20 protein-coding genes are annotated in these 25,275 nt (G+C 68.8%); 6 read left to right on the forward strand and 14 right to left on the reverse strand.

Features of this window, described 5'->3' with window-relative positions:
• Positions 1-13: 13 nt before the first annotated feature.
• Positions 14-895, reverse strand: coding sequence for an HpcH/HpaI aldolase/citrate lyase family protein (locus AMK58_RS02520; RefSeq protein WP_035675857.1), 882 nt, complete (start codon positions 893-895; stop codon positions 14-16).
• A 167-nt stretch (positions 896-1,062) separates the two neighbouring features.
• On the opposite strand from AMK58_RS02520, the gene pdxY reads away from it, so the two are divergent.
• Both pdxY and AMK58_RS02530 read left to right on the forward strand, forming a co-directional pair.
• Positions 1,063-1,923: a pyridoxal kinase PdxY gene (pdxY, locus tag AMK58_RS02525; RefSeq protein ID WP_035675856.1), complete on the forward strand. Its 861-nt coding sequence runs from the start codon at positions 1,063-1,065 to the stop codon at positions 1,921-1,923.
• A gap of 48 nt (positions 1,924-1,971) precedes the next feature.
• Positions 1,972-2,550: an LOG family protein gene (locus AMK58_RS02530; protein ID WP_035675854.1), complete on the forward strand. Its 579-nt coding sequence runs from the start codon at positions 1,972-1,974 to the stop codon at positions 2,548-2,550.
• 12 nt (positions 2,551-2,562) lie between these two features.
• On the opposite strand, the gene AMK58_RS02535 is transcribed toward AMK58_RS02530, so the two are convergent.
• From AMK58_RS02535 to AMK58_RS02545, 3 genes are all read right to left on the reverse strand, one after another.
• Complete coding sequence (locus AMK58_RS02535) at positions 2,563-2,976, reverse strand: hypothetical protein (protein WP_035675852.1); 414 nt, start codon at positions 2,974-2,976, stop codon at positions 2,563-2,565.
• A gap of 133 nt (positions 2,977-3,109) precedes the next feature.
• The gene (gene zapE / locus AMK58_RS02540) at positions 3,110-4,264 is read right to left on the reverse strand and encodes a cell division protein ZapE (RefSeq protein ID WP_014241638.1); all 1,155 of its coding nucleotides are present in this window, start codon (positions 4,262-4,264) and stop codon (positions 3,110-3,112) included.
• Between the two features lie 110 nt (positions 4,265-4,374).
• Positions 4,375-5,745 carry a diguanylate cyclase gene (locus AMK58_RS02545; RefSeq protein ID WP_035675850.1) on the reverse strand — a complete coding sequence of 457 codons (1,371 nt, stop codon included), beginning with the start codon at positions 5,743-5,745 and terminating at the stop codon, positions 4,375-4,377.
• 247 nt (positions 5,746-5,992) lie between these two features.
• Here AMK58_RS02545 and AMK58_RS02550 point away from each other — a divergent pair, with 247 nt between their 5' ends.
• A complete protein-coding gene (locus tag AMK58_RS02550) occupies positions 5,993-8,239 on the forward strand; it encodes an ATP-binding protein (RefSeq protein ID WP_059398574.1) in 2,247 nt (748 codons plus the stop codon).
• 140 nt (positions 8,240-8,379) lie between these two features.
• On the opposite strand, the gene odhB is transcribed toward AMK58_RS02550, so the two are convergent.
• The 5 genes from odhB to mdh all read right to left on the reverse strand — a co-directional run bounded on the left by odhB (position 8,380) and on the right by mdh (position 16,044).
• A complete protein-coding gene (gene odhB / locus AMK58_RS02555) occupies positions 8,380-9,633 on the reverse strand; it encodes a 2-oxoglutarate dehydrogenase complex dihydrolipoyllysine-residue succinyltransferase (protein WP_059398575.1) in 1,254 nt (417 codons plus the stop codon).
• 42 nt (positions 9,634-9,675) lie between these two features.
• Positions 9,676-12,600: a 2-oxoglutarate dehydrogenase E1 component gene (locus AMK58_RS02560; RefSeq protein WP_059398576.1), complete on the reverse strand. Its 2,925-nt coding sequence runs from the start codon at positions 12,598-12,600 to the stop codon at positions 9,676-9,678.
• 149 nt (positions 12,601-12,749) lie between these two features.
• On the reverse strand, positions 12,750-13,625 hold the full coding sequence (sucD, locus tag AMK58_RS02565) for a succinate--CoA ligase subunit alpha (RefSeq protein ID WP_059398577.1): 876 nt from the start codon (positions 13,623-13,625) through the stop codon (positions 12,750-12,752).
• Between the two features lies 1 nt (position 13,626).
• The gene (sucC, locus tag AMK58_RS02570; RefSeq protein ID WP_059398578.1) at positions 13,627-14,823 is read right to left on the reverse strand and encodes an ADP-forming succinate--CoA ligase subunit beta; all 1,197 of its coding nucleotides are present in this window, start codon (positions 14,821-14,823) and stop codon (positions 13,627-13,629) included.
• A gap of 252 nt (positions 14,824-15,075) precedes the next feature.
• Positions 15,076-16,044 carry a malate dehydrogenase gene (mdh, locus tag AMK58_RS02575; RefSeq protein ID WP_035675841.1) on the reverse strand — a complete coding sequence of 323 codons (969 nt, stop codon included), beginning with the start codon at positions 16,042-16,044 and terminating at the stop codon, positions 15,076-15,078.
• A 272-nt stretch (positions 16,045-16,316) separates the two neighbouring features.
• Here mdh and AMK58_RS02580 point away from each other — a divergent pair, with 272 nt between their 5' ends.
• Positions 16,317-16,826, forward strand: coding sequence for a hypothetical protein (locus AMK58_RS02580; protein ID WP_035675838.1), 510 nt, complete (start codon positions 16,317-16,319; stop codon positions 16,824-16,826).
• 30 nt (positions 16,827-16,856) lie between these two features.
• On the opposite strand, the gene AMK58_RS02585 is transcribed toward AMK58_RS02580, so the two are convergent.
• From AMK58_RS02585 to AMK58_RS02590, 3 genes are all read right to left on the reverse strand, one after another.
• Positions 16,857-18,086, reverse strand: coding sequence for a DUF2336 domain-containing protein (locus AMK58_RS02585; RefSeq protein WP_059398579.1), 1,230 nt, complete (start codon positions 18,084-18,086; stop codon positions 16,857-16,859).
• A 226-nt stretch (positions 18,087-18,312) separates the two neighbouring features.
• Positions 18,313-18,546 (reverse strand): hypothetical protein, encoded by a 234-nt coding sequence (locus tag AMK58_RS30230; RefSeq protein WP_137165171.1) that lies wholly within the window; start codon positions 18,544-18,546, stop codon positions 18,313-18,315.
• Positions 18,547-18,688: 142 nt separating this feature from the next.
• Positions 18,689-20,257 carry a lysine--tRNA ligase gene (locus tag AMK58_RS02590; protein ID WP_035675834.1) on the reverse strand — a complete coding sequence of 523 codons (1,569 nt, stop codon included), beginning with the start codon at positions 20,255-20,257 and terminating at the stop codon, positions 18,689-18,691.
• A 141-nt stretch (positions 20,258-20,398) separates the two neighbouring features.
• Here AMK58_RS02590 and AMK58_RS02595 point away from each other — a divergent pair, with 141 nt between their 5' ends.
• Complete coding sequence (locus AMK58_RS02595; protein WP_035675833.1) at positions 20,399-20,722, forward strand: DMT family transporter; 324 nt, start codon at positions 20,399-20,401, stop codon at positions 20,720-20,722.
• Between the two features lie 4 nt (positions 20,723-20,726).
• On the opposite strand, the gene AMK58_RS02600 is transcribed toward AMK58_RS02595, so the two are convergent.
• Together AMK58_RS02600 and mtgA are read right to left on the reverse strand one after the other, a co-directional pair.
• Positions 20,727-21,533, reverse strand: a complete 807-nt coding sequence (locus tag AMK58_RS02600; RefSeq protein WP_035675831.1) for a hypothetical protein — start codon at positions 21,531-21,533, stop codon at positions 20,727-20,729.
• 155 nt (positions 21,534-21,688) lie between these two features.
• Positions 21,689-22,375 (reverse strand): monofunctional biosynthetic peptidoglycan transglycosylase, encoded by a 687-nt coding sequence (mtgA, locus tag AMK58_RS02605; RefSeq protein WP_035675829.1) that lies wholly within the window; start codon positions 22,373-22,375, stop codon positions 21,689-21,691.
• Positions 22,376-22,494: 119 nt separating this feature from the next.
• Between mtgA and AMK58_RS02610 the strand changes: the two genes are divergently transcribed.
• Positions 22,495-25,263, forward strand: coding sequence for an ATP-dependent DNA helicase (locus AMK58_RS02610; protein WP_059398580.1), 2,769 nt, complete (start codon positions 22,495-22,497; stop codon positions 25,261-25,263).
• The last annotated feature ends 12 nt before the right edge of the window (positions 25,264-25,275 follow it).

Here is a 25,275-nt window from a genome sequence, read left to right on the forward strand (position 1 = left end):
GGGGCGGTGGGCGTCAGCCCGCCGCCTCCAGCGCCCGGATCGCCTCGGCCATGGCGACGAGGCGCCGGGCGTTCTCGACGTGCAGGTTTTCCACCAGCCGCCCGTCCACCAGAACGACCCCCTTGCCCTGGGCAACGGCCTCGGCGTGGGCCTGGATGATGCGGTGGGCTTGGGCGACCTCCTCCTCGCTCGGGGCGAAGGCGGCGTTGCAGGCGGCGATGGTCTTGGGGTGGATCAGCGTCTTGCCGTCGAAGCCAAGCTCCCGCCCCTGGGCGCAGGAGTCGGCGAAGCCCGCGTCGTCGTTCAGGTCGAGATGCACCCCATCGAGGATGGCAAGGCCGTAGGCCCGCGCCGCCAGCAGGCAGAGGCCCAGGCTGGTCAGCATCGGCAGCCGGTCGCGCGTGTGCGCCGCGTGCAGATCCTTGGCGAGGTCTGAGGTGCCCATCACCAAGCCGCCCAGCTTCGGGCTGGCCCCGGCGATCTCCCTGGCGTTGAGCATGCCGAGCGGCGTCTCCATCATGCACCAGATGGTCTGTCCCTCGGGGGAGCCGTTGGCGCGCAGCACCGCCTCGGCTTGGCGGACCATGTCGGGGCTCTCCACCTTCGGCAGCAGCACCGCGTCGGCCCCGCTGGAGGCCGCCATCACGAGGTCGTCGTACCCCCACGGCGTGTTCAGCCCGTTGGTGCGGACCACCAGCTCCCGCCCGCCATAGCCGCCGGCGGCGATGGACGCCTTGATGGTGGCGCGGGCCTCCGCCTTGGCGTCGGGGGCGACGGCGTCCTCCAGATCGAGGATCAGCCCGTCGGCGGGCAGGCTGCGCCCCTTCTCCAGGGCGCGGGCGTTGGAGCCGGGCATGTAGAGCACGCTGCGGCGCGGGCGGGCGGTGGCGGCCATGGCATTTCCCCCAAGCGGTCTTGTGTCGTTGCCACAGGAATTAGCTGCGTCTGATCCCACTGTCCATGCGGCGCGTAAGGCGTGAAACTCTGCTCTGCATGGAAACATCCCCAGCGTGTGGCGCGGACGGTTTAGGATGCGCGCCCAACCTTTCGGATCGTCCGCCCATGAAGACCGTCATTTCGATCCAGTCCCACGTCGCTTACGGCTATGTCGGCAACCGGGCCGCGGTGTTCCCGCTGCAACGGCTGGGCTGCGACGCCATCGCGGTGAACACGGTGCAGTTCTCCAACCACACCGGCTACGGCGAATGGACCGGGCAGGTCTTCACGGCGGAGCATGTGGCCGACCTGATGGACGGAGTCGCCGCGCGCGGCGTCCTGCCCACCTGCGACGCGCTGCTGTCGGGCTACATGGGCGACGTCGGGCTTGGGCAGGTGATCGTCGAGACGGCGGCCCGGCTGAAGGCCGCCAACCCGCGCGCCGTCTACGCCTGCGACCCGGTGATGGGCGACGTCGGGCGCGGCTTCTTCGTGCGCCCCGGCCTGCCGGAGTTCATCCGCGACCACGCCGTCCCCGCCGCCGATCTGATGACCCCCAACCAGTTCGAGCTGGAGTATCTGACTGGCCGGACCGTGGAGACTCTGGACGACGCGCTGGCCGCCACCGCCGCCCTGCGGGAGCGCGGGCCGCGGCTGGTCCTGGTGACCAGCCTGACGCGCAAGGACGCCGACCCCGGCCACATCGAGATGCTGGCCGACGACCGCGACGGCGCGTGGCTGGTCTCCACCCCGCGCCTGCCGCTGGACCCGTCCCCCAACGGGTCGGGCGACGCGGTGGCCGCCCTGTTCCTGGCCCATTACCTGAAGGCCTTCGACCCGGCCGACGCGCTGGAGCGGGCGGCGGCGGCCATCTACGCCATCTTCCAGACCACCCGCCGGATGGGCACGCGGGAGCTTCAACTGATCGCGGCGCAGGACGAGTTCGTGAACCCTGGCCAGCGCTTCACGGCCACCCGCGTCCGGTAAGCCCCTTACGACCACGCGCCTACGAGACGGCGCGCACAGAGGAACGACATGCGGATTTGCGTCTATGCCGGGTCCAACCCCGGCACCAACCCGGCCTATGGCGAGGCCGCGGAGCAGCTTGGCCGCCACATGGCGGAGCGTGGCATCGGCCTCGTCTACGGCGGCGGGCGGACCGGCCTGATGGGGCGGATCGCCGACTCGGTCCTGGCGGCGGGCGGCACGGTCACCGGCATCATCCCGCAATTCCTGATGGACAAGGAGGTCGGCCACCAGGGACTCCAGGAACTGCGGATCGTCGCCACCATGCACGAGCGCAAGGCCCTGATGGCCGAGCTGTCGGACGGCTTCATCGCGCTGCCCGGCGGCATCGGCACGCTGGAGGAACTGTTCGAGGTGTGGACCTGGGCGCAGCTCGGCCGCCACGACAAGCCCTGCGGCCTGCTCAACGCCGCCGGCTTCTACGACGGGCTGGCCGGTTTCCTCGACCATGTGGCGGGGGAGCGTTTCATGCAGCCCAAGCACCGCGACATGCTGATCGTCCGCGACACCGCGCCGGGCATCCTGGACGCCTTCGCCGCCTACGAGCCGCCGGCGGTGCGGAAGTGGCTGGACGAGGCCCGCACCTGACCCGGCGGGGCCTTACGGCTCAAGCAGCTTCTTCATCAGGGCGTTCCAGTCCCGCTTGAACTGGGTGCCGAAATCCACCTCGGCGACCGCTCCGCTCCGGCCCGCGGGCCGGACGATGGCCGCCGCCTGGGAGTCCGGCTGCGCCTTCGCCTTGCGCTGGACGGTGACGACCCGCTTCTTCGGGGGCGGGTCGGGCTTGCGGGCGGGCAGGGGGGCCGCGGTCACCGTGACGACCGGCGCCTCCCCGGTCTGCGAATTCCGGGAAAAGGCGTCCTTGCACCAGCCGCCATCGCGCGCCTGGGTCAGCGCGTCCCCATCAAGCAGCCAGCAATCAACGCTGCCCGCCGCGGCGGCGGGGGCGGGATGGATCGGTGCCGTCAGAAAAAGCGCCAGCGTCAGTGCACCGCACTGGGACCGCCAAGGCATGCTTTGCCCTCTCCCTCGCCATTGGACCGACGTTCAGCAATACAACGTCGGGCGCCCGCATATCTTCGGCGCGAAACGGGAGTAGGGCGGCATCCCCGTGGTAACACGGGCGGAAGCGCGGGACCGCGGCCCCTCAGGTCAGGTGCTGCTGGCGCAGATAGTCCTCGGACTGCATCTCCATCAGGCGGCTGACCGTGCGTTCGAATTCGAAGGCGTGGGTGCCCTCGGGATACAGCCGCTCCGGTGGGCCTTCGGCGGCGACCACGAGGTTGACCTTGTGCTCGTAGAGCGCGTCGATCAGCGTCATGAAGCGCTTGGCCTCGTTGCGCAGCTCGTCCTTCATCGTCGGCACGCCGTGGATCAGCACGGTGTGGAAGTGCGTCGCGATGGCGATGTAGTCGGCCGCACCCAGCGGCTTTCCGCACAGGCTCCAGAAATCCACCAGGGCGACGCATTTGGCGGCGCAGGCGATCTCCACCTTCCGGCCCTGGACCGACAGATGGGTCGGCTCGCCCCGGGCGCCGTCGGTCAGCGTCGCGAAGGTCTGGCGGATCCTGGCATCGCTCTCCGGGCCGAGCGGCCAGAAATAGACGGGCTTGCCCTGGAGCCGGTCCAGCCGGTAGTCGGTCGGCCCCTCCAGCGCCAGCACGTCGAGCTTTTCCTTGAGCAGCGCGATGAAGGGCAGGAACAGCTCGCGCTGGAGACCGTCCTTGTAGAGCATGTCCGGCGGCCAGTTGGAGGTCGCGACCACCACCACGCCCAGGTCGAACAGGCTGGTGAACAGCCGGCCCAGGATCATCGCGTCCACGACGTTGGTGACGTGGAACTCGTCGAAGCAGAGCAGCCACGCCTCGTCGGCCAGCGCGCGGGCCAGCTCGGGCAGTGCGTCGTCGGCGTCCTTGCCCTTGCTCTTGCCCGACTGGCGGTGCTGGTGGATGCGCTCGTGCACCTCCAGCATGAATTCGTGGAAATGGACGCGGCGTTTCTTCTCCACCGGAGCGGTGTCGAAGAACAGGTCCATCAGCATCGACTTGCCGCGCCCGACGCCGCCATACATGTAGAGGCCCTGCGGCGCCTCCGCCGGTTCGGAGCGCGGGCGGCCCAGCCCGAACCGCTCCAGCCAGCCGGCCTTCGCTCCGCCGGCCTTCCCGGCCGGTTGCGGGCTGTAGCCCTTCAGTGCCTTGTACAGGCTCTGGAGCTTCTCGGCGGCCAGCTCCTGGTCGGGGTCGGGGCGCAGCGTCCCGGTGCCGCGGCGGGCCCGGTAAAGCGAAAGCGGTCCGTCAGACATGGAATTCGCGGGTCTCGGCAGGGATCGGCAGGGAAAGGTCTTACGTAGCCGATGCGTCCCCGCGGGGCAACGCCCGATGCCGGGATGCAGATGCGCTCAGGCGCCTACTATTAGGCGACCACCACACGGTTGCGGCCCTGGCGCTTGGCCTCGTAGAGCGCGGCGTCGGCCCGGCGGACGGTGTGTTCATAATCCGGGTGCCCCTCGTGCAGGGCCGCCCCGATCGAGGCGGTGACCCGCAGCCCGTTCCCGGCCCCGTTGAAACGGTGCTCCTCGACCGTCCGGCGCAGTTGGTCGGCCTTCACGCGCAGCGACGCCTCGTCCATTTCGGTCAGCAGGATGAGGAACTCCTCCCCGCCGTAGCGGAAGACGAAATCGCCCGCCCGGACGTGCGTGTGCAACAGTTCGGCCATGTCCGACAGAACGGAATCGCCCGCCTGATGGCCCAGCGTGTCGTTGATCGTCTTGAAATGATCGGCGTCCATCAGCAACACCGCGAAGGGCTTGCCGTGGCGCAGGCTGATGGCCACTTCGCGCTGGAAGATCGCCGGCATGAAGCGCCGCGTCAGCAGGCGGGTCAGCGGATCGCGGCCGCTTTCGATCTCCATCGCCTTCTCGATGATGGTGCCGAGGACGTAGGCGATTTCCGTGACGTCGTTGTTCAGCTCCTTGACGAAGGCGGGAGTGATCCAGCCGCCCTCCACCGCCGCGGTCACCTTGGCGCTGATCCGGTTGGTGCGCTCACGGATGAGGTCCAGCTCGGTCACGCGGCCGAAGGTCAGCTCCGCCTTGTGGTTCAGCCACAGGCCGAAATCGGAGGATTCGATGGGCGGCGGGCTTGCATGGCCGTTGTCCTCATGCGCATAGAAGGACACCACCGTGTTGCGCAGCCAATCGAACAGCGACGACTTCAGCCGTTCGCCCTCCAAAGCCAGATTGGGGCCGCTCATGAACATCTTCAGCGACTGCTGGTGGCGGACGTTGCCCAGCAGGTCCCCCAGATAGGCCTCGTGCATGTTGTCCAGCACGGTGTCCAGCAGCTCGCCGACGAACAGGATGGCGGACGCGGTCTGGGCGCGGCTGAGGTCGGCCGCCAGCAGGCGGGCGGACAGCTCCTTCTTGACGATTCGCATCCCGGCGTTGACCAGGGTCAGCGGGATGTTGATGCGGGCGTGGATCAGCCCGACCTGGTAATTCTGCTCCAGCACCGCCGCGATGGCCTCGTCGGTGGAGGCGGTGAAGAGCGCGGCGATCCAGCGCGCCAGCGACGGGCGCAGCCGTTCCTGGACCAGCGTGTGGCTGAGGAAGGCGTTGCTGTCCGGACGGTCCAGCAGGATCGTGTAGAAGACGCCGGAGATCGCCTCGGCCTCGGCGAGCGCGATGGCCGTCACGCGCTCGCGCACGGCGGGTTCGGTGTCCGTCCACAGCGACGACAGCGTGGCGGCGAGGATCGCGGCCTTGCGGTCTTTCTGGCTGTCCATCGTCCCTGTTCCTTTGCGCAACCGTCCCCGACCCCCGCGAATTCTTAACGCCCGGAGACCGTCAGGCAAAGCGGCAATCGCTCGTCCGGGCAATCGGGTTCATTGATGCATTAAGGTTAAACTTCCATTATGGTTTTCGCGCGAGATTGGCGGTGGCCGATGGCAGTACCGTCTTACGTTGGGCAATGCCAGGCGGGCGGTCCCTCAACGGCCCTGTTGCACCGCGTGCGGAGAGTTGTTCACAGCCATGGCCAGCCGCAATCCGGTTCGCGACGCGACCTTGCCGCCCTCTGGAATGGGGCCCGCCGGAATGGGCGAGCGGCTGTTCGAAATTCTGGGGTCGGTGCGCTTCCTGATGAGGGCGTCCGGCGTGGCCTTCATCGTCGTGGTCAACGCGATGATCGCCTACGGCGTCTGGCAGCGCCACACCGAGGCGGTGCAGGGGGCCGAGCGTTCGACCCGCAACCTCGCCCGCATCCTGGAGGAGCAGGCCGTCCGCACGGTGTTCAGCGTGGACCTGCTGCTCTCCGATCTGGTCACGGTTTTGGACACCCACCCGCAGGCCCGCACCGTGGCGGCGCCGTCGGTGAACGCTCTTCTGCGCAACCGCCGCGACGCCATCGGCCCGATCTCCGGCTTGATCGTGGTGGACGAGCAGGGCCGCGTCCTGCACCACTCCGCCGACAGCAGCCCGCCGGCCTTCGACCTGACCAGCCGGCCCTATTTCGCGGCCCACCGGGACGAGGGCGCGTCGGACGGCGGGCTTCACGTCGGCGTGCCGATCCCCAGCATGGCCTTTCCCGGCACCTACGTCATTCCGATGAGCCGCCGCTGGTCCCACCCGGACGGCAGTTTCGCCGGGGTGGTCGTCGCCATGATCAACCCGCTGCGGCTGGGGGCCGGCTTCGAGGGGTTGCGGCTGGGGCTGGAGGGCACGGTCACCCTGGCGCTGGCCGACGGCACGGTGCTGATCCACCGCCCCTGGGACGAGGGCCGCCGGCGCCTTGCCACGCTGGCCGACTGGCCGGAGGTCGACACCGCGCTGCGCACGCGCGACGCGGCGACGCTGGACACCGTGCTGCCCACCGACGGACGCCCGAGCATCGCCAGCGTCCGCCGCGTCGCCGACTATCCCTTCACCGTAGCCGCCACCCTGCCGAAGGCCGAGGCGCTGGGCGAATGGAAGCGCGACAGCGCGGTGTGGATCGCCATGGGCCTCGCCATGTCGGTGGTGATCGCCCTGCTCACTTGGTACGTGGAGCGGCAGCAGTCCCGACGGGAGCAGGACCAGAACCGGCTGGAGCGCGCCTCCCGCCGCATCCGCGGCATCCTGGAATCCATGGTGGACGCGGTGGTCACCATCGACTCGCACGGCATCATTGAGACCTTCAACCCCGCGGCGGAGCGCATGTTCGGCTACGCCGAGGCAGAGGTCGTGGGGCAGAGTGTCAACATCCTGCTGCCGGAAGGCTTCCGCGCCGGCCACGACCGTTCGATGGCCGGCTACCGCCCGAACGCCGGCTCGCGCATCATCGGCAACGACCGCGAGGTCCTGGCGTTGCGCCGCGACGGCGGCACCTTCCCGATCAATCTGGCGGTCAGCGCGCTAAGGCTGGGCGGGCCGGACGGGGAGAGCGGGCTGGAGGAGAAGGGGGCCCCGCGGCGCGTCTTCGTCGGCGTCATCCGCGACATCACCAAGCGCCGCCAGCAGGAGGCTGAGCTGCTCGCCTCCAAGAGTCAGGCGGAGATGGCCAACCGCGCCAAGTCCGACTTCCTGGCCAACATGAGCCACGAGCTGCGCACGCCGCTGAACGCCATCATCGGCTTCTCGGAGATTCTCGACAGCGAGTTCTTTGGCAAGTTGAACGACCGCCAGAAGTCCTGTGCCAAGGACATCCATGACAGCGGCAAGCATCTGCTCGACATCGTGAACGCGGTGCTCGACATGTCGAAGATCGAGGCGGGCCGCTACGAGCTGTCCGAAGAGGTGATCGACCCCTGCGAGGCGGTGGCCCAATGCCTGACCATGGTCCGCGACCGCGCCACCGACAGTGGGGTGGACCTGCGCAACGGCGTGTCCGGCGGCCTTCCCGCCATCTGGGTGGACCGCCGTGCCTTCAAGCAGGTGCTGCTGAACCTGCTGTCCAATGCGGTGAAATTCACGCCGGAAGGCGGCAGCGTCACCCTGGCCGCCCGCGTCGAGGAGGACGGCGCCCTGGCCCTGTCGGTGGCCGACACCGGGATCGGCATCCCGAGGGAATTCATGGATCATCTGTTCCAGCCCTTCCGGCAGGCCGACAACTCGGCCAGCCGCCAGTTCGAGGGCACCGGTCTGGGCCTGTCCATCTCCAAGAACTTCATGGAGCTGCACGGCGGTTCGCTGACCTGCGCCAGCACGTTGGGCGCCGGAACGACCATGACTCTGCGCCTGCCCGCTGAGCGGGTGGTGAAGCCGGAAGACACCGCGGCGAGGATCGCCGCCGTGCTGGTGTGATGGGCGCTCAGTGGTGTGACGACAAAGAAAAAGGCGCCGCACGGCGCCTTTTTTAAGTTCGGAGGATTTCATCCCCCGTCGGTCGGGTGCGGGAGGACGGTGCCTCCCGCAGTCCCCTTGTCGGTGTCCCTTTGTCGGGATCAGACGTCCAGCAGCAGACGCCGCGGATCCTCGATGTTCTCCTTGATGCGGACGAGGAAGGTCACCGCCTCCTTGCCGTCGATGATGCGGTGGTCGTAGGACAGGGCCAGATACATCATCGGGCGGATCTCGATCTTCCCGTTCACGACGACCGGACGCTCCTGGGTCTTGTGCATGCCCAGGATGGCCGACTGCGGCGGGTTGATGATCGGGGTGGACATCAGCGAGCCGTAGACGCCGCCGTTGGAGATGGTGAAGGTGCCGCCGGTCAGCTCGTCCATCGACAGCTTGCCGTCGCGGCCCTTCTTGCCCAGCTCGCCGATCTTGCCCTCGATCTGGGCGAAGCCGAGCTTGTCGGCGTCGCGGACGATCGGAACCACCAGACCCTGCGGCGTGCCGACGGCGACGCCGATGTCGTAGTAGTTCTTGTAGACGAGATCGGTGCCGTCGATCTCGGCGTTGACCGCCGGGATTTCCTTCAGCGCCTGGATCGCCGCCTTCACAAAGAAGGACATGAAGCCGAGACGCACCTTGTGGCGCTTCTCGAAGAAGTCCTTGTACTCGTTGCGCAGCGCCATGACGTTGGTCATGTCCACCTCGTTGAAGGTGGTCAGCATGGCGGCGCTGTTCTGGGCCTCCTTCAGACGCTCGGCGATGCGCTGGCGCAGACGGGTCATGCGGACCCGCTCCTCCTGCGCGGCGCGCGGACGGTCGCCCGCGGTGCCGGCGGTCCACTGGTACTTCTGCGGCGCGGCGGCCGGAGCGGCGGCGGGGGCCGCGGCCGGCTTGGCGGCGTGGTCGATCACGTCGCCCTTGGTGATGCGCCCGTCCTTGCCCGTGCCGGCGATCTGCGCGGCGTCGAGGCCCTTCTCGGCGACCATCTTGCGGGCGGCCGGGCCGGCGTCGGCCAGGGCAGCGTTGCCCGCCGGGGCCGGAGCGGCGGCCGGGGCAGCCGCCGGTACCGGCGTGGCGGCGGCGGGAGCGGCGGCCTTGGCCGGGGCGGCCACGGCGGCGCCGGCCTCGCCCAGCACGCCCAGCAGGGCGCCGACGCCGACGTTGGCGCCGTCGGCGGCGACGATCTCCGCCAGCGTGCCGGCGGACGGGGCGTTCACCTCAAGCGTGACCTTGTCGGTCTCCAGCTCGACCAGCGCCTCGTCGGCGGCGACCGCGTCGCCGACCTTCTTCAGCCAGCGGGCAACGGTCGCCTCGGAGACGGACTCGCCCAGGGTGGGGACCTTGATTTCGGTAGCCATAAGTTCCTCTCGTACTTTCTTGTTCTACGCCTGGGCGTCGAGTCAGCGGATGACGAGCGCGTCTTCCAGAAGCTTCGCCTGCTCCTGGTTGTGACGCTTGAGCAGGCCGGTGGCCGGCGACGCGGCGGCCGGGCGGCCGGCGTAGCTGGGGCGCGAGGCCTTGTGCTCGATCGAGGTGAGGGCGCCTTCCAGACGGCGGTCGACGAAGGCCCAGTAACCCTGGTTCTCCGGCTCCTCCTGGCACCACACGACCTCGGCGTTCGGATAGCGGGCGAACTCCTCGGTCAGGGCGGAGCGGGGGAACGGGTAGAGCTGCTCCAGCCGGACCAACGCCACGTCCTTGATGCCGCGCGCGGTGCGCTCCTGCAGCAGGTCGTAATAGACCTTGCCAGTGCAGACGACGATGCGGCGGATCTGCTCGTTCGGCAGCAGGTCGGTCGCCGTCTCGCCCAGCACGCGGCGGAAGTTCGTGCCCTCGGCCAGCTCCGACAGGCTGGAGACGCACAGCTTGTGGCGCAGCAGCGACTTCGGCGTGAACAGCACCAGCGGCTTGCGGAAGGGCCGGCGCATCTGGCGGCGGAAGGCGTGGAACAGGTTCGCCGGGGTCGTCAGGTTGCAGATCTGCCAGTTGTCCTCGGCGGACATCTGGAGGAAGCGCTCCGGACGGGCCGAGGAGTGCTCCGGGCCCTGGCCCTCGTAGCCGTGCGGCAGCAGAAGCACGAGGCCGGACATGCGCAGCCACTTCGACTCGCCCGACGAGAGGAACTGGTCGATGATGGTCTGGGCGGTGTTGGCGAAGTCGCCGAACTGCGCCTCCCACAGGGTCAGGCTGTGCGGCTCGGCCAGCGAGTAGCCGTATTCGAAGCCGACCACGGCGGCCTCGGACAGCGGGCTGTCATGCACCTCGAACGGGCCCTGGTCGGGGCGCAGGTGGTTCAGCGGGATGTACTTGTTCTCGGTGTTCTGGTCGTACATCACCGCGTGGCGGTGCGAGAAGGTGCCGCGGCCCGAGTCCTGGCCCGACAAGCGGACGCCGTTGCCCTCGACCAGCAGCGTGCCGTAGGCGAGCGCTTCCGCCGTCGCCCAGTCGATGCCCTCGCCGGTCTCCAGCGACTTCTTCTTGGCTTCGAGCTGGCGGGCGATCTTCGAGTTGATCGCGAAGTCCTTCGGGTACTCGCAGAGCTTGTTGCCGACCTCGCGCAGCACGTCGATCGCCACGCCGGTGTTGCCCTTGCGCTCGTCGTCGGTCTTCGCGGCCTCCAGGCCCGACCACTTGCCTTCCAGCCAGTCGGCCTTGTTCGGCTTGAAGGAGTTGGCGGCCTCGAACTCACCCTCCAGCTTCTTCATGAAGTCCTGGATCATCTGATCGGACTCGGCCTGGGTGAGGACGTTCTCCTCGACGAGCTGCTTGCCGTACAGCTCCCGCGTGGTCGCGTGGGCGCGGATCTTCTTGTACATCAGCGGCTGGGTGAAGCCCGGCTCGTCGCCCTCGTTGTGGCCGTGGCGGCGGTAGCAGACCATGTCGATCACCACGTCCCGCTTGAACTTCTGGCGGAACTCGGCGGCGATGCGGCTGATGTGGACGACGGACTCGGGGTCGTCGCCGTTGACGTGGAAGATCGGCGCCTGAACCATCTTCGCCATGTCCGAGCAGTAGACGCCGGACCGCGAATAGGTCGGGTTCGTGGTGAAGCCGATCTGGTTGTTGATGATGAAGTGCACGGTGCCGCCGGTGCGGTAGCCGCGCAGCTCCGACAGGCCCAGCGTCTCGGCCACGATGCCCTGGCCGGCGAAGGCGGCGTCGCCGTGGATCAGCACGCCCATGACCTGCTCGCGGTCCAGGTCGTTGCGCTGCGCCTGCTTGGCGCGCACCTTGCCCAGCACGACCGGGTTCACCCATTCCAGGTGGGACGGGTTGGCGGTCAGCGACAGGTGGACGATGTTGCCGTTGAAGTCGCGGTCCGACGAGGTGCCGAGATGGTACTTCACGTCGCCCGAGCCCTGCACGTCCTGCGGGCTGGACGGGTTGCCCTGGAACTCCGAGAAGACCGCGGCGAAGGGCTTGCCCATGAAGTTGGTCAGCATGTTCAGCCGGCCGCGGTGGGCCATGCCGACGACGACCTCCTTCAGGCCGAGCTGGCCGCCGCGCTTGAGAACCTGCTCCAGCGCGGGGATCATCGACTCGCCGCCCTCAAGGCCGAAGCGCTTGGTGCCGGTGTACTTCAGCTGCAGGAACTTCTCGAAGCCCTCGGCGGCGATCAGCCGCTCGTAGATGGCGCGCTTGCCGTTCACCGTGAATTCGGTGTGGTTGCGCCCGCCCTCGATGCGCTCCTGGATCCAGGCCTTCTCTTCGGGGTCCTGGATGTGCATGAACTCGACGCCGATGTTCCCGCAGTAGGTCTTCTGCAGGATCTCCAGGATCTGGCGCAGCGACGCCGTCTCCAGGCCCAGCGAGTAGTTCAGGAAGATCGGGCGGTCCATGTCGCCCGGGCCGAAGCCGTAGGTCGCCGGGTCCAGCTCGGGGTGCGGCTCGCGCTTCTCGAGACCCAGCGGGTCGAAATGCGCGTTCATGTGGCCGCGCACGCGGTAGACGCGGATGAGCATCAGCGCGCGGATGCTGTCGAGCGTCGCGGCGCGCAGCTGCTGGTGGCTGATGCCGCCATAGACCTGCTGGGCGTGGGCGACGAGGCCGGCGTTGCCGTTGGTCGCGGCCGGGGCGCCGATGCTGTCCAGCGAGGCGGCGACGGGGTCGAGCGCGCCGTTGGCGAGCGTGCCCTCCTCAAGACTCCAGGACGGGCCGTTCAGCTCGTTCAGGACGGCGCGGGAGTCGTCGTCCAGCTCCCTGAAGAAGCCGTTCCAGCTCGAATCCACCGAGGAGGGGTCCTTCAGGAAGCGCGCGTACAACTCCGCGACATATTCGGCGTTCGAGCCGAACAGGAACGAGGTCTTCTCCAGATTAGCGGACATATGTTTGCCTCGGGCGTTTGCCCGGTTCCCTCAGAGAGTTTTTTTGCTTGTCGCGGGGCTCCGGGCGGCCCCTGGATCTCGGGAGAGAAGCCAGGGGCCGCCGGTCCTTCGGCAGTGGGCGGGAATATGGGGTCCCGCCTACCGCTTTATCAGCCCTTGAAGACCTTGAGCATGGTGGAACCCAGGCTCGCGGGGCTGTCGGCGACGGCGATGCCGACGGACTTCATGAACTCGATCTTGAAGTCCGCGGTGTCGTTGCCGCCGGAGATCACCGCGCCGGCGTGGCCCATGCGGCGGCCCGGAGGCGCGGTGCGCCCGGCGATGAAGCCGACGACCGGCTTCTTGGTCCCGGAGTCGCGGATGAACTCCGCGCCCTTGACCTCGGCGTCGCCGCCGATCTCGCCGATCATGATGATGCCCTCGGTCTCCGGGTCCTTCAGGAACAGCTCCAGGCTGTCCACGAAGTTCGTCCCGTTGACCGGGTCGCCGCCGATGCCGATGCAGGTCGTCTGGCCCAGCCCCGCCGCGGTGGTCTGCGCCACCGCCTCGTAGGTCAGCGTGCCCGAGCGCGAGACGATGCCGATCTTGCCGCGCTTGTGGATGTGGCCGGGCATGATGCCGATCTTGCACTCGTCGGGCGTGATGATGCCCGGGCAGTTCGGTCCGATCAGACGGGTCTTGGAGTTGCTCAGGGCGCGCTTGACGCGCACCATGTCGAGCACCGGGATGCCCTCGGTGATGCAGACCACCAGCGGGATCTCGGCGTCGATCGCCTCCAGGATCGCGTCGGCGGCAAACGGCGGCGGCACGTAGATCACCGACGCGTTGGCGCCGGTCTTCTCGACCGCGTCGGCCACCGTGTCGAAGACCGGCAGGTCGAGGTGCTTGGTGCCGCCCTTGCCCGGGGTGACGCCGCCGACCATCTTGGTGCCGTAGGCGATCGCCTGCTCGGAATGGAAGGTGCCCTGGGCTCCGGTGAAGCCCTGGCAGATCACCTTCGTGTTCTTATCGACGAGAACAGCCATCTTACGCGGCCTCCTTCACGGCCTTGACCACCTTGTCGGCGGCGTCGGCGAGGTTGTCGGCCGAGAGGATCGGCAGACCGGACTCGCTGAGGATCTTCTTGCCCAGCTCGACGTTCGTGCCTTCCAGACGGACGACCAGCGGAACGTGCAGGTGCACCTCGCGGGCCGCCGCGACCACGCCTTCGGCGATGACGTCGCAGCGCATGATGCCGCCGAAGATGTTGACCAGGATGCCTTCGACGTTCGGGTCGGAGAGGATCAGCTTGAAGGCCGCAGTGACGCGCTCCTTGGTGGCGCCGCCGCCGACATCGAGGAAGTTGGCCGGCTCGCCGCCGTACAGCTTGATGATGTCCATGGTCGCCATCGCCAGGCCGGCGCCGTTGACCATGCAACCGATGTTGCCGTCCAGCTTGACGTAGTTGAGGCTGTGCTTGGCCGCCTCGATCTCGGCCGGATCTTCCTCGGCCTCGTCGCGCAGCTCCTCGACGTCCTTGTGACGGAACAGGGCGTTGTCGTCGAAGCTCATCTTGGCGTCGAGCGCCAGGATCTCGCCCGAGCCGGTGACGATCAGCGGGTTGATCTCGACGATCGCGCAGTCCAGGTCCACGAAGGCCTGGTAGGCGGCGACGATGAACTTGGCGGCGGCGGAGACCTGCTTGCCTTCAAGACCGAGCGCGAAGGCGACCTTGCGGGTGTGGTAGCCCTGGATGCCGGTGGCCGGGTCGATGGCGACCTTGACGATCTTCTCCGGCGTGTTGTGGGCGACCTCCTCAATCTCCATGCCGCCCTCGGTGGACGCCATGATGGTGACGCAGCCGGTGGCGCGGTCGGTCAGCATGCCGAGATACAGCTCGCGCTTGATGTCGGCGCCTTCCTCGACGTAGAGGCGCTTCACCTCGCGGCCTTCCGGCCCGGTCTGCTTGGTGACCAGGACGTGGTTCAGCATCTCGCCGGCGTTCTTGCCGACCTCCTCGATGGACTTGACGACGCGGACGCCGCCCTTGCCCTCGGGGTTGTCCTTGAAGCGGCCGGCGCCGCGGCCGCCCGCGTGGATCTGCGACTTCACGACCCACACCGGGCCGCCCAGCTCGCGGGCGACGGTCTCGGCTTCCTGCGGGGTGTAGGCAACGCCGCCGCGGGGCACCGCGACGCCGTACTTCTTCAGCAGGCCTTTGGCCTGATACTCATGGATGTTCATCGGGCGTCCATCTGTTTTTATGGTCGGCTGACGGATTTCGGGTCGGCTGACGATGGGCGAAGATCGGGCAGGCGTTTCCTGCTGGCGGACGCGCCAGGACGCAAGTCTTCGGGGGAGCTGAGTCCTTCAGGAAGCCTTACGCCGGCTGGCGCGAACGTCCGCGATCACTGTACCACCGGGCGCGGACGGTTCAACCGTCCGCCCCGGGGCGACAAGGCCGCAGGCCGTCGCGCAGGCAAAAAACAGGCCGCCTTAGGAGGCGGCCTTCTCAGCCTGCTGCTTCTTGACCACCTCGACGAGCTGCTTCACAGCGTCGACCGAGTGATCGAACATCTTCTTCTCTTCCTCGGAGAGATCGATCTCGATGATCTTCTCGACACCACCGGCGCCGATGATCGTCGGGACGCCGACGTAGAGGTCGTTCTGGCCGTACTGGCCGGTCAGGTAGGCGGCGACCGGAACGACGCGCTTCTGGTCCTTCAGGTAGGACTCGGCCATCTGGATGGCGGAGGCGGCCGGGGCGTAGAAGGCCGAGCCGGTCTTCAGCAGCTTGACGATCTCCGCACCGCCGTCGCGGGTGCGCTGCACGATGGCGTCCAGCTTCTCCTGCGTGGTCCAGCCCATCTTGACCAGATCCGGCAGCGGGATGCCGGCGACGGTCGAGTAGCGGACGAGCGGGACCATGGTGTCGCCGTGGCCGCCCAGCACGAAGGCGGTGACGTCCTCGACCGACACCTTGAACTCGTCGGCCAGGAAGTAGCGGAAGCGGGCCGAGTCGAGCACGCCGGCCATGCCGACGACGCGCTCCGGCGGGAGGCCGGAGGCCTGCTGGAGCACCCACACCATCACGTCCAGCGGGTTCGTGATGACGATGACGAAGGCGTTCGGTGCGTACTTCTTGATGTTCTCGCCGACGGTCTGGCAGACGCCGGTGTTGATGCCGATCAGGTCGTCGCGGCTCATGCCCGGCTTGCGCGGCACGCCGGCGGTGACGATCACCACGTCGGCGCCTTCGATGACCGAATAGTCGTTGCCGCCGCTGAGCTTGGCGTTGAAGCCTTCGACCGGCGAGGTCTCAGCCAGGTCGAGGGCCTTGCCCTCCGGCATGCCTTCGGCGATGTCGAACAGCACGACGTCGCCGAGTTCCTTCTGGGCAGCGAGCAGAGCCAGCGTGCCGCCAATCTGGCCGGCGCCGACGAGCGCAATCTTCTTGCGAGCCATGGAGCGTTTCCCTAAGCGTGAGCGTCCCCCATTCAGCGGAGGACAGAACCGATTGAGTGTAGCGTCCTAGGGGTCCAGCGCCCTGAGATTTCGAGGGCGGTTCCTAGCGCGATTCCGGCCCGAGAGCAAGCGTGACCGCAAGCACGGGAGACGGAACTGTGCAATCGATTACGGCGAATGGCCGCAGCGGCAAACAGGAATTTGGCGTTGCGGGTGCGGCGCACTATTCTTTGGATAGGTTTTGAAGGCCGTTTGGGATGGGGGGAAGAACCATGATTCGCTTTGCACCGGCATTTTGCCTGACCGTGACGCTGGCCCTGGGAAGCGGCGGCGCGGCCTTGGGACAAACCGTCGCAGACTATGAGGCCGCTCTGGCCAAGGCTCCGTTGAACACAGCGGCGGCCGGCGCTGCGGCAGCCAGTCCGGCGACCGCTTCGGGGACCATGTCGGCGGATGTTCCGTCGGCCACCGATGTGCTCTATTGCCGGCCCGTGTCGAACTATGTGTACACCTCCGTCCCGCCCGGGGAGCGCAGCGGCATCGTGGTGCCCTTCGTCGCCTTCGACGGGCCGAGCGACCCGGAGACCCTGCGCAAGCGCGATCTGTGCGAAACGGTGCGCCGGATGGCGGTGATCCAGTTCGATTCCGGGTCGGGCGAGGAGATCGTCACCCCGCCGCAGCTGATCGACACCGACCCGTCGCGCCCGCTGTATCAGAACGATCCGACGCTGGCGCCCGACACGCGGCGGGCCCCGGCCCGCCGGCCGCTGGAGATCCAGTAAGGAATATTTGGGAGACAGGGCTCCGCGGCGTCAGGAACGGACGCCGTAGAGCGCGAGGTGGCGGGTCATGTCCGCCGCGGGCAGCGGGTAGTCGGTGCCCTGGCGGGCGTTCAGCACGGCGCGCGGCGGGATGCCGGCGGCGCGGATCTGCACCCGCATGGCGCAGCGCATCGAAAAGCCCGCCCGCCAGACCAGGGCGGTGACCGCGCGGGCGTCGCCGGACCGCAGGATGTCGTCCACGATTCCCGGATGGACGGCGGCGCGCAGGGCCAGGGCGGCGCGGACGAAGTCCGTTTCCTCCCAGGACAGGGCGTCGCCCAGCGCCGTCTCGTCCAAGGAGCCCTGCCGGTGCAGGCGGACGGCGCGGCGCCCCGGCGACTCGGCGGGATCGCGCTCCTCGACCCAGGAGACGCGGCGGCGGGTCACGGCGGCGACCTCCGCCGCGGTGACCGCGTCCAGATCGGAGCGGCGGCGCAGCAGGTCGGCCACCGAGTCGTCGACGAACTCCGCCAGCCGCAGGGCCAGCCGCTGCGGCAGGGCCGGCCGGCCGGCCAGTTTGGCCTGCCAGTCCGGATGGCCGCCCGAACGCTCCACCAGATCCTCCAGCCGGTCTTCGGGGATGACCGCGCCGTCGTTGTCCAGCAGGACGCCCGTGGCCTCCGCATCGCCCGTGTCGACGATGGCGCAGGACAGCGGCGCGCTGACCGCCGGCCGCCGCGCGATGGCCGACAGCGCCCAGCCCGCGGGATGGCTGGCGATGATCTCCAGCAGGTCGTCGTCGGTCAGGGTGGCGCAGCAATGGAGGATCGGCTCCGCCACCGAGCGCTCCACGTCGCGGGCCAGCGTGCGCGCCACGGCTGGCGGGGCGCAGGCGACGTCTTTCAGAGCCCCGGCCAGCGCCGTCCGCACATGGGCCGCATGATCGCGGGCCAGCCGCTCCAGCGTGCGCAGGGCGGTGGCGGTGGCCTTGTCCTGGCGCTCCGGGGGCAGGTCGGGCAGCAGCCGGCACAGCTTGCGCGCCAGATGCGCGCGGACCCCGGCATCGCCCATCCCGGCCCGCCGCGATTCGACCAGCGCCGTGCCGACGCGGCGGCGGACCGGTTCCGGCGCAGGAGGAGCGGGGGGTGAATCGTCAAACAGATAGCCGAGCAGGTCCGGGTCCACCCCGTCGTCCGCGGAGGGGTCGGCCCGCGGCGCCGAGCGGGCCGCGCCGGGACGGTCGTCCCCATGACCGGCGTAGGGGGGCTGACGTGGCTGCATCCGGATATCCAACGACGGGCCGGTTAACGGGCCGCTAACGGAGCCGAACTTGTCATCGCCGTCCGGCGCAAGCAACCAGACCCTGCGCCGCCGGTCCTTCCGCCGGGTTGTGGTATCGAAGCGTCGAAAAGCGGAGGTCGAAAAGAAAAAGGGCCGCAACCCCGATGGGGCGCGGCCTTGAAGAGTTTAGGGAGGAAACGCACTGCAAAAGCAGTAACGGGGCGGATCATAGGCTTTGACCTTGGCGGATGGTAATACCAAGTTGGTATTGGTGCGGTGCGGTGTGCGCATGGCGATGCGGGAATAAAATGTTGTTTGCCCAGCCGGTGGGCAGGATTTCGATCGTTTGCACACATTCGAGCCGCATGGCCGGATGATGGAAATGCAAACGATCGGATTGGGAGTATTGTTTGTGACCGGAACGATGGCGGGTGAAGTCTCGCCGAATGCTGAGCGACATTCATCCGGGCATGCCCTGGAACACCGCCTCCGTTGGGCGGGGTTTGTGCGTTTGCCAAATTGTTCGCAATACGTGCCGGTCCGCTGGGAAAACCCTCCCCCGCGGCGGGCCGCGGCGCGGGGGAGGAGAAAGGAGACGGTGCTCAGGCGGCCAGCTTCTCGCGGATCAGCGCCTTGGTCTCGTCCAGTCCGTAGAGCTGGATGAAGGAGCCCATGCGCGGGCCGGTGGTCTGGCCGAGCAGCACCTCGTAGAGCGCCTGGAACCACGCGCGCAGCTCGGTGAAGCCGTGCTCCTTGCCGACCGCGAAGACCTCGTTCTGGATGACGTCGCCCGCCGCGTCGGCGGGGATGCCGTCCAGACGCGTCAGCAGATCCTCCAGCGCGGCGCGCTCGGCGTCGGTGGGGGCGCGGAAGCGCTTCGTCGGCTTCACCTGATCCTGGTAGTAGCGGACGGCGTAACCGACCAGCTTGTCCAGGAAGGGGCTGTTCTCCGGCGTCGCCTCGGGCGCGTAGCGGCTGATGAAGCCCCACATCACGTCCTTGGTCTCGGCGTTCGCCGCCCCGGCGAGGTTCAGCAGCAGGTTGAAGGACACGTCCGAGCGCACCGCCGGGGCCGTGCCGTTGTGGATGTGCCAAGCCGGGTTCTCCAGCGCCTTGGCCGGCTCCTCCACCGGCAGCTTGGCGACGAAGGCCAGATACTCGTCCACCGCCCGCGGGATCACGTCGAAATACAGGCGCTTGGCCGACTTCGGCTTCTGGAACATGTAGAGGGCGAGGCTCTCCGGCGGGGCGTAGGCCAGCCACTCTTCCATGGTCAGGCCGTTGCCCTTGGACTTGGAGATCTTCTGCCCCTTGTCGTCCAGGAACAGCTCGTAGTTGAAGCCCTGCGGCGGGGTGCCGCCGAGGATGTTGACGATCTTCCCGGCCAGCTCGGCCGACGGGATCAGGTCCTTGCCGTACATCTCGTAATCGACGCCCAGCGCGTACCAGCGCATGCCCCAGTCGGGCTTCCACTGGAGCTTCACATGGCCGCCGGTGACGGGGACCTCGACCTTCTTGCCGTCCTCGTCCTGGAAGACGATGGTGCCGGCGTCCACGTTGCGCTCCAGCACCGGAACCTGCAGCACGCGCCCCGTGGAGGGGGAGACGGGCAGGAACGGGCTGTAGGTCTGCTGGCGCTCCTCGCCCAGCGTCGGCAGCATGACGGCCATGATCTCGTCATAGCGCCGCAGCACGCCGAGCAGCGCCTCGTCGAAGCGGCCCGACTTGTACCAGTCGGTGGAGGACTGGAACTCGTACTCGAAGCCGAAGCTGTCGAGGAAGGCGCGCAGCCGCGCGTTGTTGTGCGCGCCGAAGCTGTCGTGCGTGCCGAACGGGTCGGGGACCTGGGTCAGCGGCTTGCCGAGGTTGGCGGCCACCAGCTCCTTGTTCGGGATGTTGTCCGGGACCTTGCGGAGCCCGTCCATGTCGTCGGAGAAGCAGAAGAGCTTCGTCGGGATGTCGCTCATCCGCTGGAAGGCCTGACGGACCATGGTGGTGCGCGCCACCTCGCCGAAGGTGCCGATGTGCGGCAGGCCCGACGGACCGTAGCCGGTCTCGAACAGGACGTAGCCTTTGGCCGGCGGCTCTTTCGCGAAGCGCGCGACCAGTTTGCGCGCCTCCTCGAACGGCCACGCCTTCGCCTGCAACGCCAATTCCCGCTCGCCGGTCATGGTAGAGCCCCTTCAAAACTCGACGGAAGTGTAGAAAGGCAGCGACCCTAGGGCGGTCCGTGCCGTCCGTCAACGGGCGCCGCTTGTCCGTTTCACGGTTCGGGCGCATGTCTGGATGTGGATCACCCGCCGAGGACCCGCATGAGCTGGCTGTTTTTGTCCGTCGCCATCGCCTTCGAGATCGTGGGCACCGTCGCCATGAAGATGTCCGACGGCATGACCCGCCTGTGGCCCAGCCTGGCGGTGGTGGCCTGCTATCTGGTTGCCTTCGCGATGCTGGCCCAGGCGCTGCGCGAGATCGAGGTGGGCGTGGCCTACGCCATCTGGTCCGCGGTGGGCACGGCGGCCATCGCGGCGATCGGGATTTGGGTGTTCGGCGAGTCGCTCAACTTCCTGAAGCTGGCGGGGATTCTGCTGATCGTGGCGGGGGTGGTGAGTTTGAGGATGTCGGGGAGCGGGGCGTAGATCCTCATGCCCGGATGTCGAGCGACGGACTAATGCCGGCGGCCACCACCGGCACGCCGTCGCGGAACAGAGGCATGTCCTTCAGGTCCTTGACATAGCCACCGGTGGCGACAGCCTCGGGCGACTTGTCCTTGAGGCGGTCCATGGCGCCCTTGATCATGGCGACCAACGGATTCTCGCTGTCGAGATCGTCCGGTTCCCGACCGCTGCTCCGCATCGACTGCTCGTACCCGAACTGGTTGGCGGCGCGTTGGACCGCCCAGTTGGCCGAGCCTTTCTCCTCGTCGCTGACGCTCTCCAGGAAGGCGACGCCGGCCCGGAAGCGGGCGGCGTGATCGTTGCCCGTCGGGTCCGCGGCCATCATGGCCTGCCCCTGCTGTTGCGACATGATGGATTGGGCAGTGTCCTGCTCGTCTTTGGAGAAGCTGCCGTCGCTGTTGCTGGCGATGGCGAAGAGGGCGCGGCGGTCGAGCCCGCCATAGACGGTGTCCCAGCTTTCCTGGGTGGCGTGCATGTAGTCCATCGGCTTGCCGCTCGCGGCCAGTTCCGCGTATTTGGCGTCGATGGCCGCCCGCGTGTCCTTGGCGACGGTCGCGAAATCCTTCTTTCCCGCGGTCTGGGGTGAGGCCTGGGACGCCAGGGACGCCTGGGCCGTCTCCGACAATGTGACGACCGCCGCATCGCGCGTGCCGTTGGAGGAGTCGGCGGCCGTGTCCTTTGCCCCCACCGCACTCTTTGAGGTGGATGGTGTCGTCGCGATCAGGGTGGCCGGTTGCCGAGCCGCACCCAACGATGCATCCATGACGTTCATCAGACCGCTCTCCGATTGCCGAGGCTTGCCAGTGATTGGAGAGTGTCGGCGTGCCGGATCACTCTACGGCCGTGTGTGATAATCGAGGAAGTTTACCAAAAGATGTATTGGCGGTCGATCGGCAAGTTCTCAGGTTGAACGGCGATGGTCCAAAGCTAACGCGCGCAATCGGCCAACCCGTCCCGCTCCACCACCGCCATGCGCCGTTCGATGACGCCGGCCCGCCGCGCCACATAGGCGCCGGGCGGGTTCGGGGACCAGTTGCGGGGGTTGGGCAGGACGACGGCCAGCAGGGCGGCCTCGCGGCGGGTCAGGGCCGATGCCGGTTTCGTGAAATGGTGGCGGGCGGCGGCCTCGGCGCCGTAGACGCCGTCGTCCCACTCCACGATGTTCAGATAGACCTCCAGGATGCGGCTCTTGGGCCACAGCGCCTCGATCAGCAGGGTGAACCATGCCTCCGCGCCCTTGCGGGTCCAACTGCGGTCCGGCCAGAGGAAGGCGTTCTTGGCGGTCTGCTGGCTGATCGTGCTGCCGCCGCGCAGGCGCCGGCCCTCCTCGTTGTCCTCGAAGGCGCCTTCGATTGCCGCCCAGTCGAAGCCGCCATGGCCGCAGAACAGCGTGTCCTCCGACGCGATGACCGCGCGGGCGAGGTGGGGGGAGATCTGCGACATGGGCACCCAGTCGTGCGCCAGCCCGGACCCTCCGGCGGCGCGGATCAGCATCAGGGGCGTGGCCGGCACCGGCACCACGCGGTAGAGCGCCGCCCAGCCGACGCTGAAGGCCACCAGGGCGACGGCCAGGGCCATCAGGAGTCTCAGCAGACGCCGGACCGGAAACCGCATGCGCTCGACCTCTCCTCTGCGACGCTCAAGGACGGGGGGAGCACTTTCGAGGGGGCGGGCCGATCGGTCAACACGGGTTTGCTCGCATTGCGGCGACGGGGGCCATTATACTGCGCGCCATGGATCTGACCTCGGCGCCCTCCCTCCCGTCCTTCAGCCTCGATGACGCGCCGGCATTGGTGGCCGGTGCGCGCCGCGTGGTTCTGCTGACCGGTGATGGGGAGGTGGAGGAACTGCCGCCCGCCGCCGCCGCGAAGCGGGCGCGCCGCCAGCCGCCGCTCGTCTGCCACGCGCGGGCCATGGCGCGGCGGCTGGGGACGGAGCCCTTCGCCGCCTTCGACCTGCTGGAGCTGTTCGCCTTCGTCCTGCCCGCCCGCTTCTGCGTGCCGACCCCGCGCGGGTTGGCCGAGGCGCTGGACCTGCCGATTCCCGACGGGCTGGAGGACGACGCGCTGGCCCTGCACCGGGCGGTGCGCAAGCTGCTTGGCCTGCTGGGTGCGCCGGGGCGGGAGGAGGCGTCCGACCCGGTGGCCTTCGCCTGGGAGATGGGGCGCGCCGGCTGGCTGTGGGCGCCCGCCGTGCTGGCCGCGCTCGGCAAGCCGGACGGGCCGGAGAAGGGCGCCGGCCGCGCCGGCCTGCGCGTCTGGACCCGCATCAAGGAGTGGCAGGACGGCCCGCCCGAGCCGCCGCCCGCCCACCACCCGGTGGAGCCGGACGAGGCGCGCCGCCGGCTGTCGGTGATGCTGGCGGCCAGCGTGCCCGGCAAGGTCGCCGAGCCGCGCCCGCAGCAGGCCGACTACGCCAGCGCGGTGTCGGCCGCCTTCGCCCCGCGCCCCGCCCCCGACACGCCGAACGTCGTGCTGGCGGAGGCCGGGACGGGCGTCGGCAAGACGCTGGGCTATCTGGCGCCGGCCACGGTGTGGGCGGAGAAGAACGGCGGGACGGTGTGGATCTCCACCTACACCCGCAACCTCCAGCACCAGATCGACGCGGAGCTGGACCGCCTCTACCCCGAGCCGGCGACCAAGGCGCGCAAGGTCGTGCTGCGCAAGGGCCGGGAGAACTACCTGTGCCTGCTGAACCTGGAGGAGGCCGTCCGCGGCATGCCGATGCAGCCGCACCACGCCATCGGGGTCGGGCTGATGGCGCGCTGGGCCGCGGCGACGCGCGACGGCGACCTGACCGGCGGTGACTTTCCCGGCTGGCTGGTCGACATCGCCGGGCGCGGGCGGACGCTGGGCCTCGCCGACCGGCGGGGCGAGTGCATCTACTCCGCCTGCGACCATTACGCCCGCTGCTACATCGAGAAGAGCGTGCGCCGCGCCCGCAAGGCCGACGTGGTGATCGCCAACCACGCGCTGGTCATGGTGCAGGCGGCGCTGGGCGGCGGCGAGGAGCCGACGCTGCCCACCCGCTACGTCTTCGACGAGGGGCACCACGTCTTCGACGCCGCGGACAGCGCCTTCGCCGGGCATCTGACCGGGCGCGAGACCCAGGAACTGCGGCGCTGGCTGCTGGGGGCCGAGGAGACCGGGCGCAGCCGCGCCCGCGGGCTGAAGCGCCGCATCGAGGATCTGGTCGCCAGCGACGAACAGGCGCAGGAGCTGATGGACGCGGTGATGCTGGGCGCCCGCGTCCTGCCGGCGGAGGGGTGGGCGGCGCGGCTGTCCGCCGACAACCCGCAGGGGCCGACCGAGGCCTTCCTGCTCGCCGCGCGGCGGCAGGTCTATTCCCGCACGGCGGGGCAGGGCGGTCCCTACAGCCTGGAGGCCGACAAGGCCTATCCGGTGGATGGGCTGCTCGATGCGGCGGTGGCGCTGGAGGCGGCGCTGGTCCGGCTGGCGGAACCGCTGGCCGGGCTGGCCAAGCGGCTGGCGGCAAGGCTGGAGGACGAGACGGCGGAACTGGACAGCGACCAGCGGCGGCGCATCGACGCCATGGCGCGCAGCCTGACCCGGCGCGGCGTGCTGACGGTCGAGGCGTGGCGGGCCATGCTGAAGACGCTGCCCGTGGAAACCCCGGCGCAGTTCGTGGACTGGTTTGCGGTGGAGCGGATCGACGGGCGCGACGTCGACGTCGGGCTCTACCGCCACTGGATCGACCCGACCGTGCCCTTCGCGGAGGCGCTGGCCGGGCCGGCGCACGGCATGGTGGTCACCTCCGCCACGCTGACCGACGGCACCGGCGACACCGCCATGGACTGGCAGGCGGCGGAGGACCGCTGCGGCGCCAGCCACCTGCCCAAGCCGGCGCTGCGCGCCCAGGTGCCCTCGCCCTTCGACTATCCCAACCGCACGCGGGTGATGGTGGTCACCGATGTGCGCAAGGACGATCTGGGGCAGGTGGCGTCGGCCTACCGCACGCTGTTCCAGGCGGCGGGCGGCGGGGGCCTGGGGCTGTTCACGGCGATCAGCCGGCTGCGCGCCGTCTACGACCGCATCGTGGAGCCTTTGGATGCCACCGGCATTCCGCTCTACGCCCAGCATGTCGATCCGCTGGACGTGGCGACCCTGATCGACATCTTCCGGGGGGAGGAGCACGCCTGCCTGCTCGGCACCGACGCGGTGCGCGACGGGGTGGACGTGCCGGGCCGCTCGCTGCGGCTGATCGTCTTCGACCGCGTGCCCTGGCCGCGCCCGGACATCCTGCACCGCGCCCGGCGCGATGCCTTCGGGCGGCGGCGCTACGAGGACATGATCGCGCGGCTGCGGCTGAAGCAGGCCTTCGGCCGGCTGGTCCGGCGGGCCGACGACACCGGGGTGTTCGTTCTGCTCGACCCGATGATGCCGAGCCGCCTGTTCGGCGCCTTCCCCGAGGGGGTGGAGGTCCGCCGTGTCGGCATCAAGGAGGCGGTGGAGGCGACGGCGGAATTCCTGCGGGGCTGGTGAGACCCCGCAGGA

The sequence above is a fragment of the Azospirillum brasilense genome (assembly GCF_001315015.1).
Taxonomy (GTDB): Bacteria; Pseudomonadota; Alphaproteobacteria; order Azospirillales; family Azospirillaceae; genus Azospirillum; species Azospirillum brasilense.

Bases quoted from the DNA above. Each gene is read 5' to 3' on its own strand.
- AMK58_RS02610 (WP_059398580.1), top strand. From the start codon at position 22,495: ATGGATCTGACCTCGGCGCCCTCCCTCCCGTCCTTCAGCCTCGATGAC.
- AMK58_RS02600 (WP_035675831.1), bottom strand. From the start codon at position 21,533: ATGAACGTCATGGATGCATCGTTGGGTGCGGCTCGGCAACCGGCCACC.
- AMK58_RS02580 (WP_035675838.1), top strand. From the start codon at position 16,317: ATGATTCGCTTTGCACCGGCATTTTGCCTGACCGTGACGCTGGCCCTG.
- AMK58_RS02585 (WP_059398579.1), bottom strand. From the start codon at position 18,086: ATGCAGCCACGTCAGCCCCCCTACGCCGGTCATGGGGACGACCGTCCC.
- AMK58_RS02520 (WP_035675857.1), bottom strand. From the start codon at position 895: ATGGCCGCCACCGCCCGCCCGCGCCGCAGCGTGCTCTACATGCCCGGC.
- sucD (WP_059398577.1), bottom strand. From the start codon at position 13,625: ATGGCTGTTCTCGTCGATAAGAACACGAAGGTGATCTGCCAGGGCTTC.
- AMK58_RS02550 (WP_059398574.1), top strand. From the start codon at position 5,993: ATGGCCAGCCGCAATCCGGTTCGCGACGCGACCTTGCCGCCCTCTGGA.
- AMK58_RS02545 (WP_035675850.1), bottom strand. From the start codon at position 5,745: ATGGACAGCCAGAAAGACCGCAAGGCCGCGATCCTCGCCGCCACGCTG.
- mdh (WP_035675841.1), bottom strand. From the start codon at position 16,044: ATGGCTCGCAAGAAGATTGCGCTCGTCGGCGCCGGCCAGATTGGCGGC.
- AMK58_RS02560 (WP_059398576.1), bottom strand. From the start codon at position 12,600: ATGTCCGCTAATCTGGAGAAGACCTCGTTCCTGTTCGGCTCGAACGCC.
- AMK58_RS02535 (WP_035675852.1), bottom strand. From the start codon at position 2,976: ATGCCTTGGCGGTCCCAGTGCGGTGCACTGACGCTGGCGCTTTTTCTG.
- zapE (WP_014241638.1), bottom strand. From the start codon at position 4,264: ATGTCTGACGGACCGCTTTCGCTTTACCGGGCCCGCCGCGGCACCGGG.
- odhB (WP_059398575.1), bottom strand. From the start codon at position 9,633: ATGGCTACCGAAATCAAGGTCCCCACCCTGGGCGAGTCCGTCTCCGAG.
- sucC (WP_059398578.1), bottom strand. From the start codon at position 14,823: ATGAACATCCATGAGTATCAGGCCAAAGGCCTGCTGAAGAAGTACGGC.
- pdxY (WP_035675856.1), top strand. From the start codon at position 1,063: ATGAAGACCGTCATTTCGATCCAGTCCCACGTCGCTTACGGCTATGTC.
- AMK58_RS30230 (WP_137165171.1), bottom strand. From the start codon at position 18,546: ATGTCGCTCAGCATTCGGCGAGACTTCACCCGCCATCGTTCCGGTCAC.
- AMK58_RS02595 (WP_035675833.1), top strand. From the start codon at position 20,399: ATGAGCTGGCTGTTTTTGTCCGTCGCCATCGCCTTCGAGATCGTGGGC.
- mtgA (WP_035675829.1), bottom strand. From the start codon at position 22,375: ATGCGGTTTCCGGTCCGGCGTCTGCTGAGACTCCTGATGGCCCTGGCC.
- AMK58_RS02590 (WP_035675834.1), bottom strand. From the start codon at position 20,257: ATGACCGGCGAGCGGGAATTGGCGTTGCAGGCGAAGGCGTGGCCGTTC.
- AMK58_RS02530 (WP_035675854.1), top strand. From the start codon at position 1,972: ATGCGGATTTGCGTCTATGCCGGGTCCAACCCCGGCACCAACCCGGCC.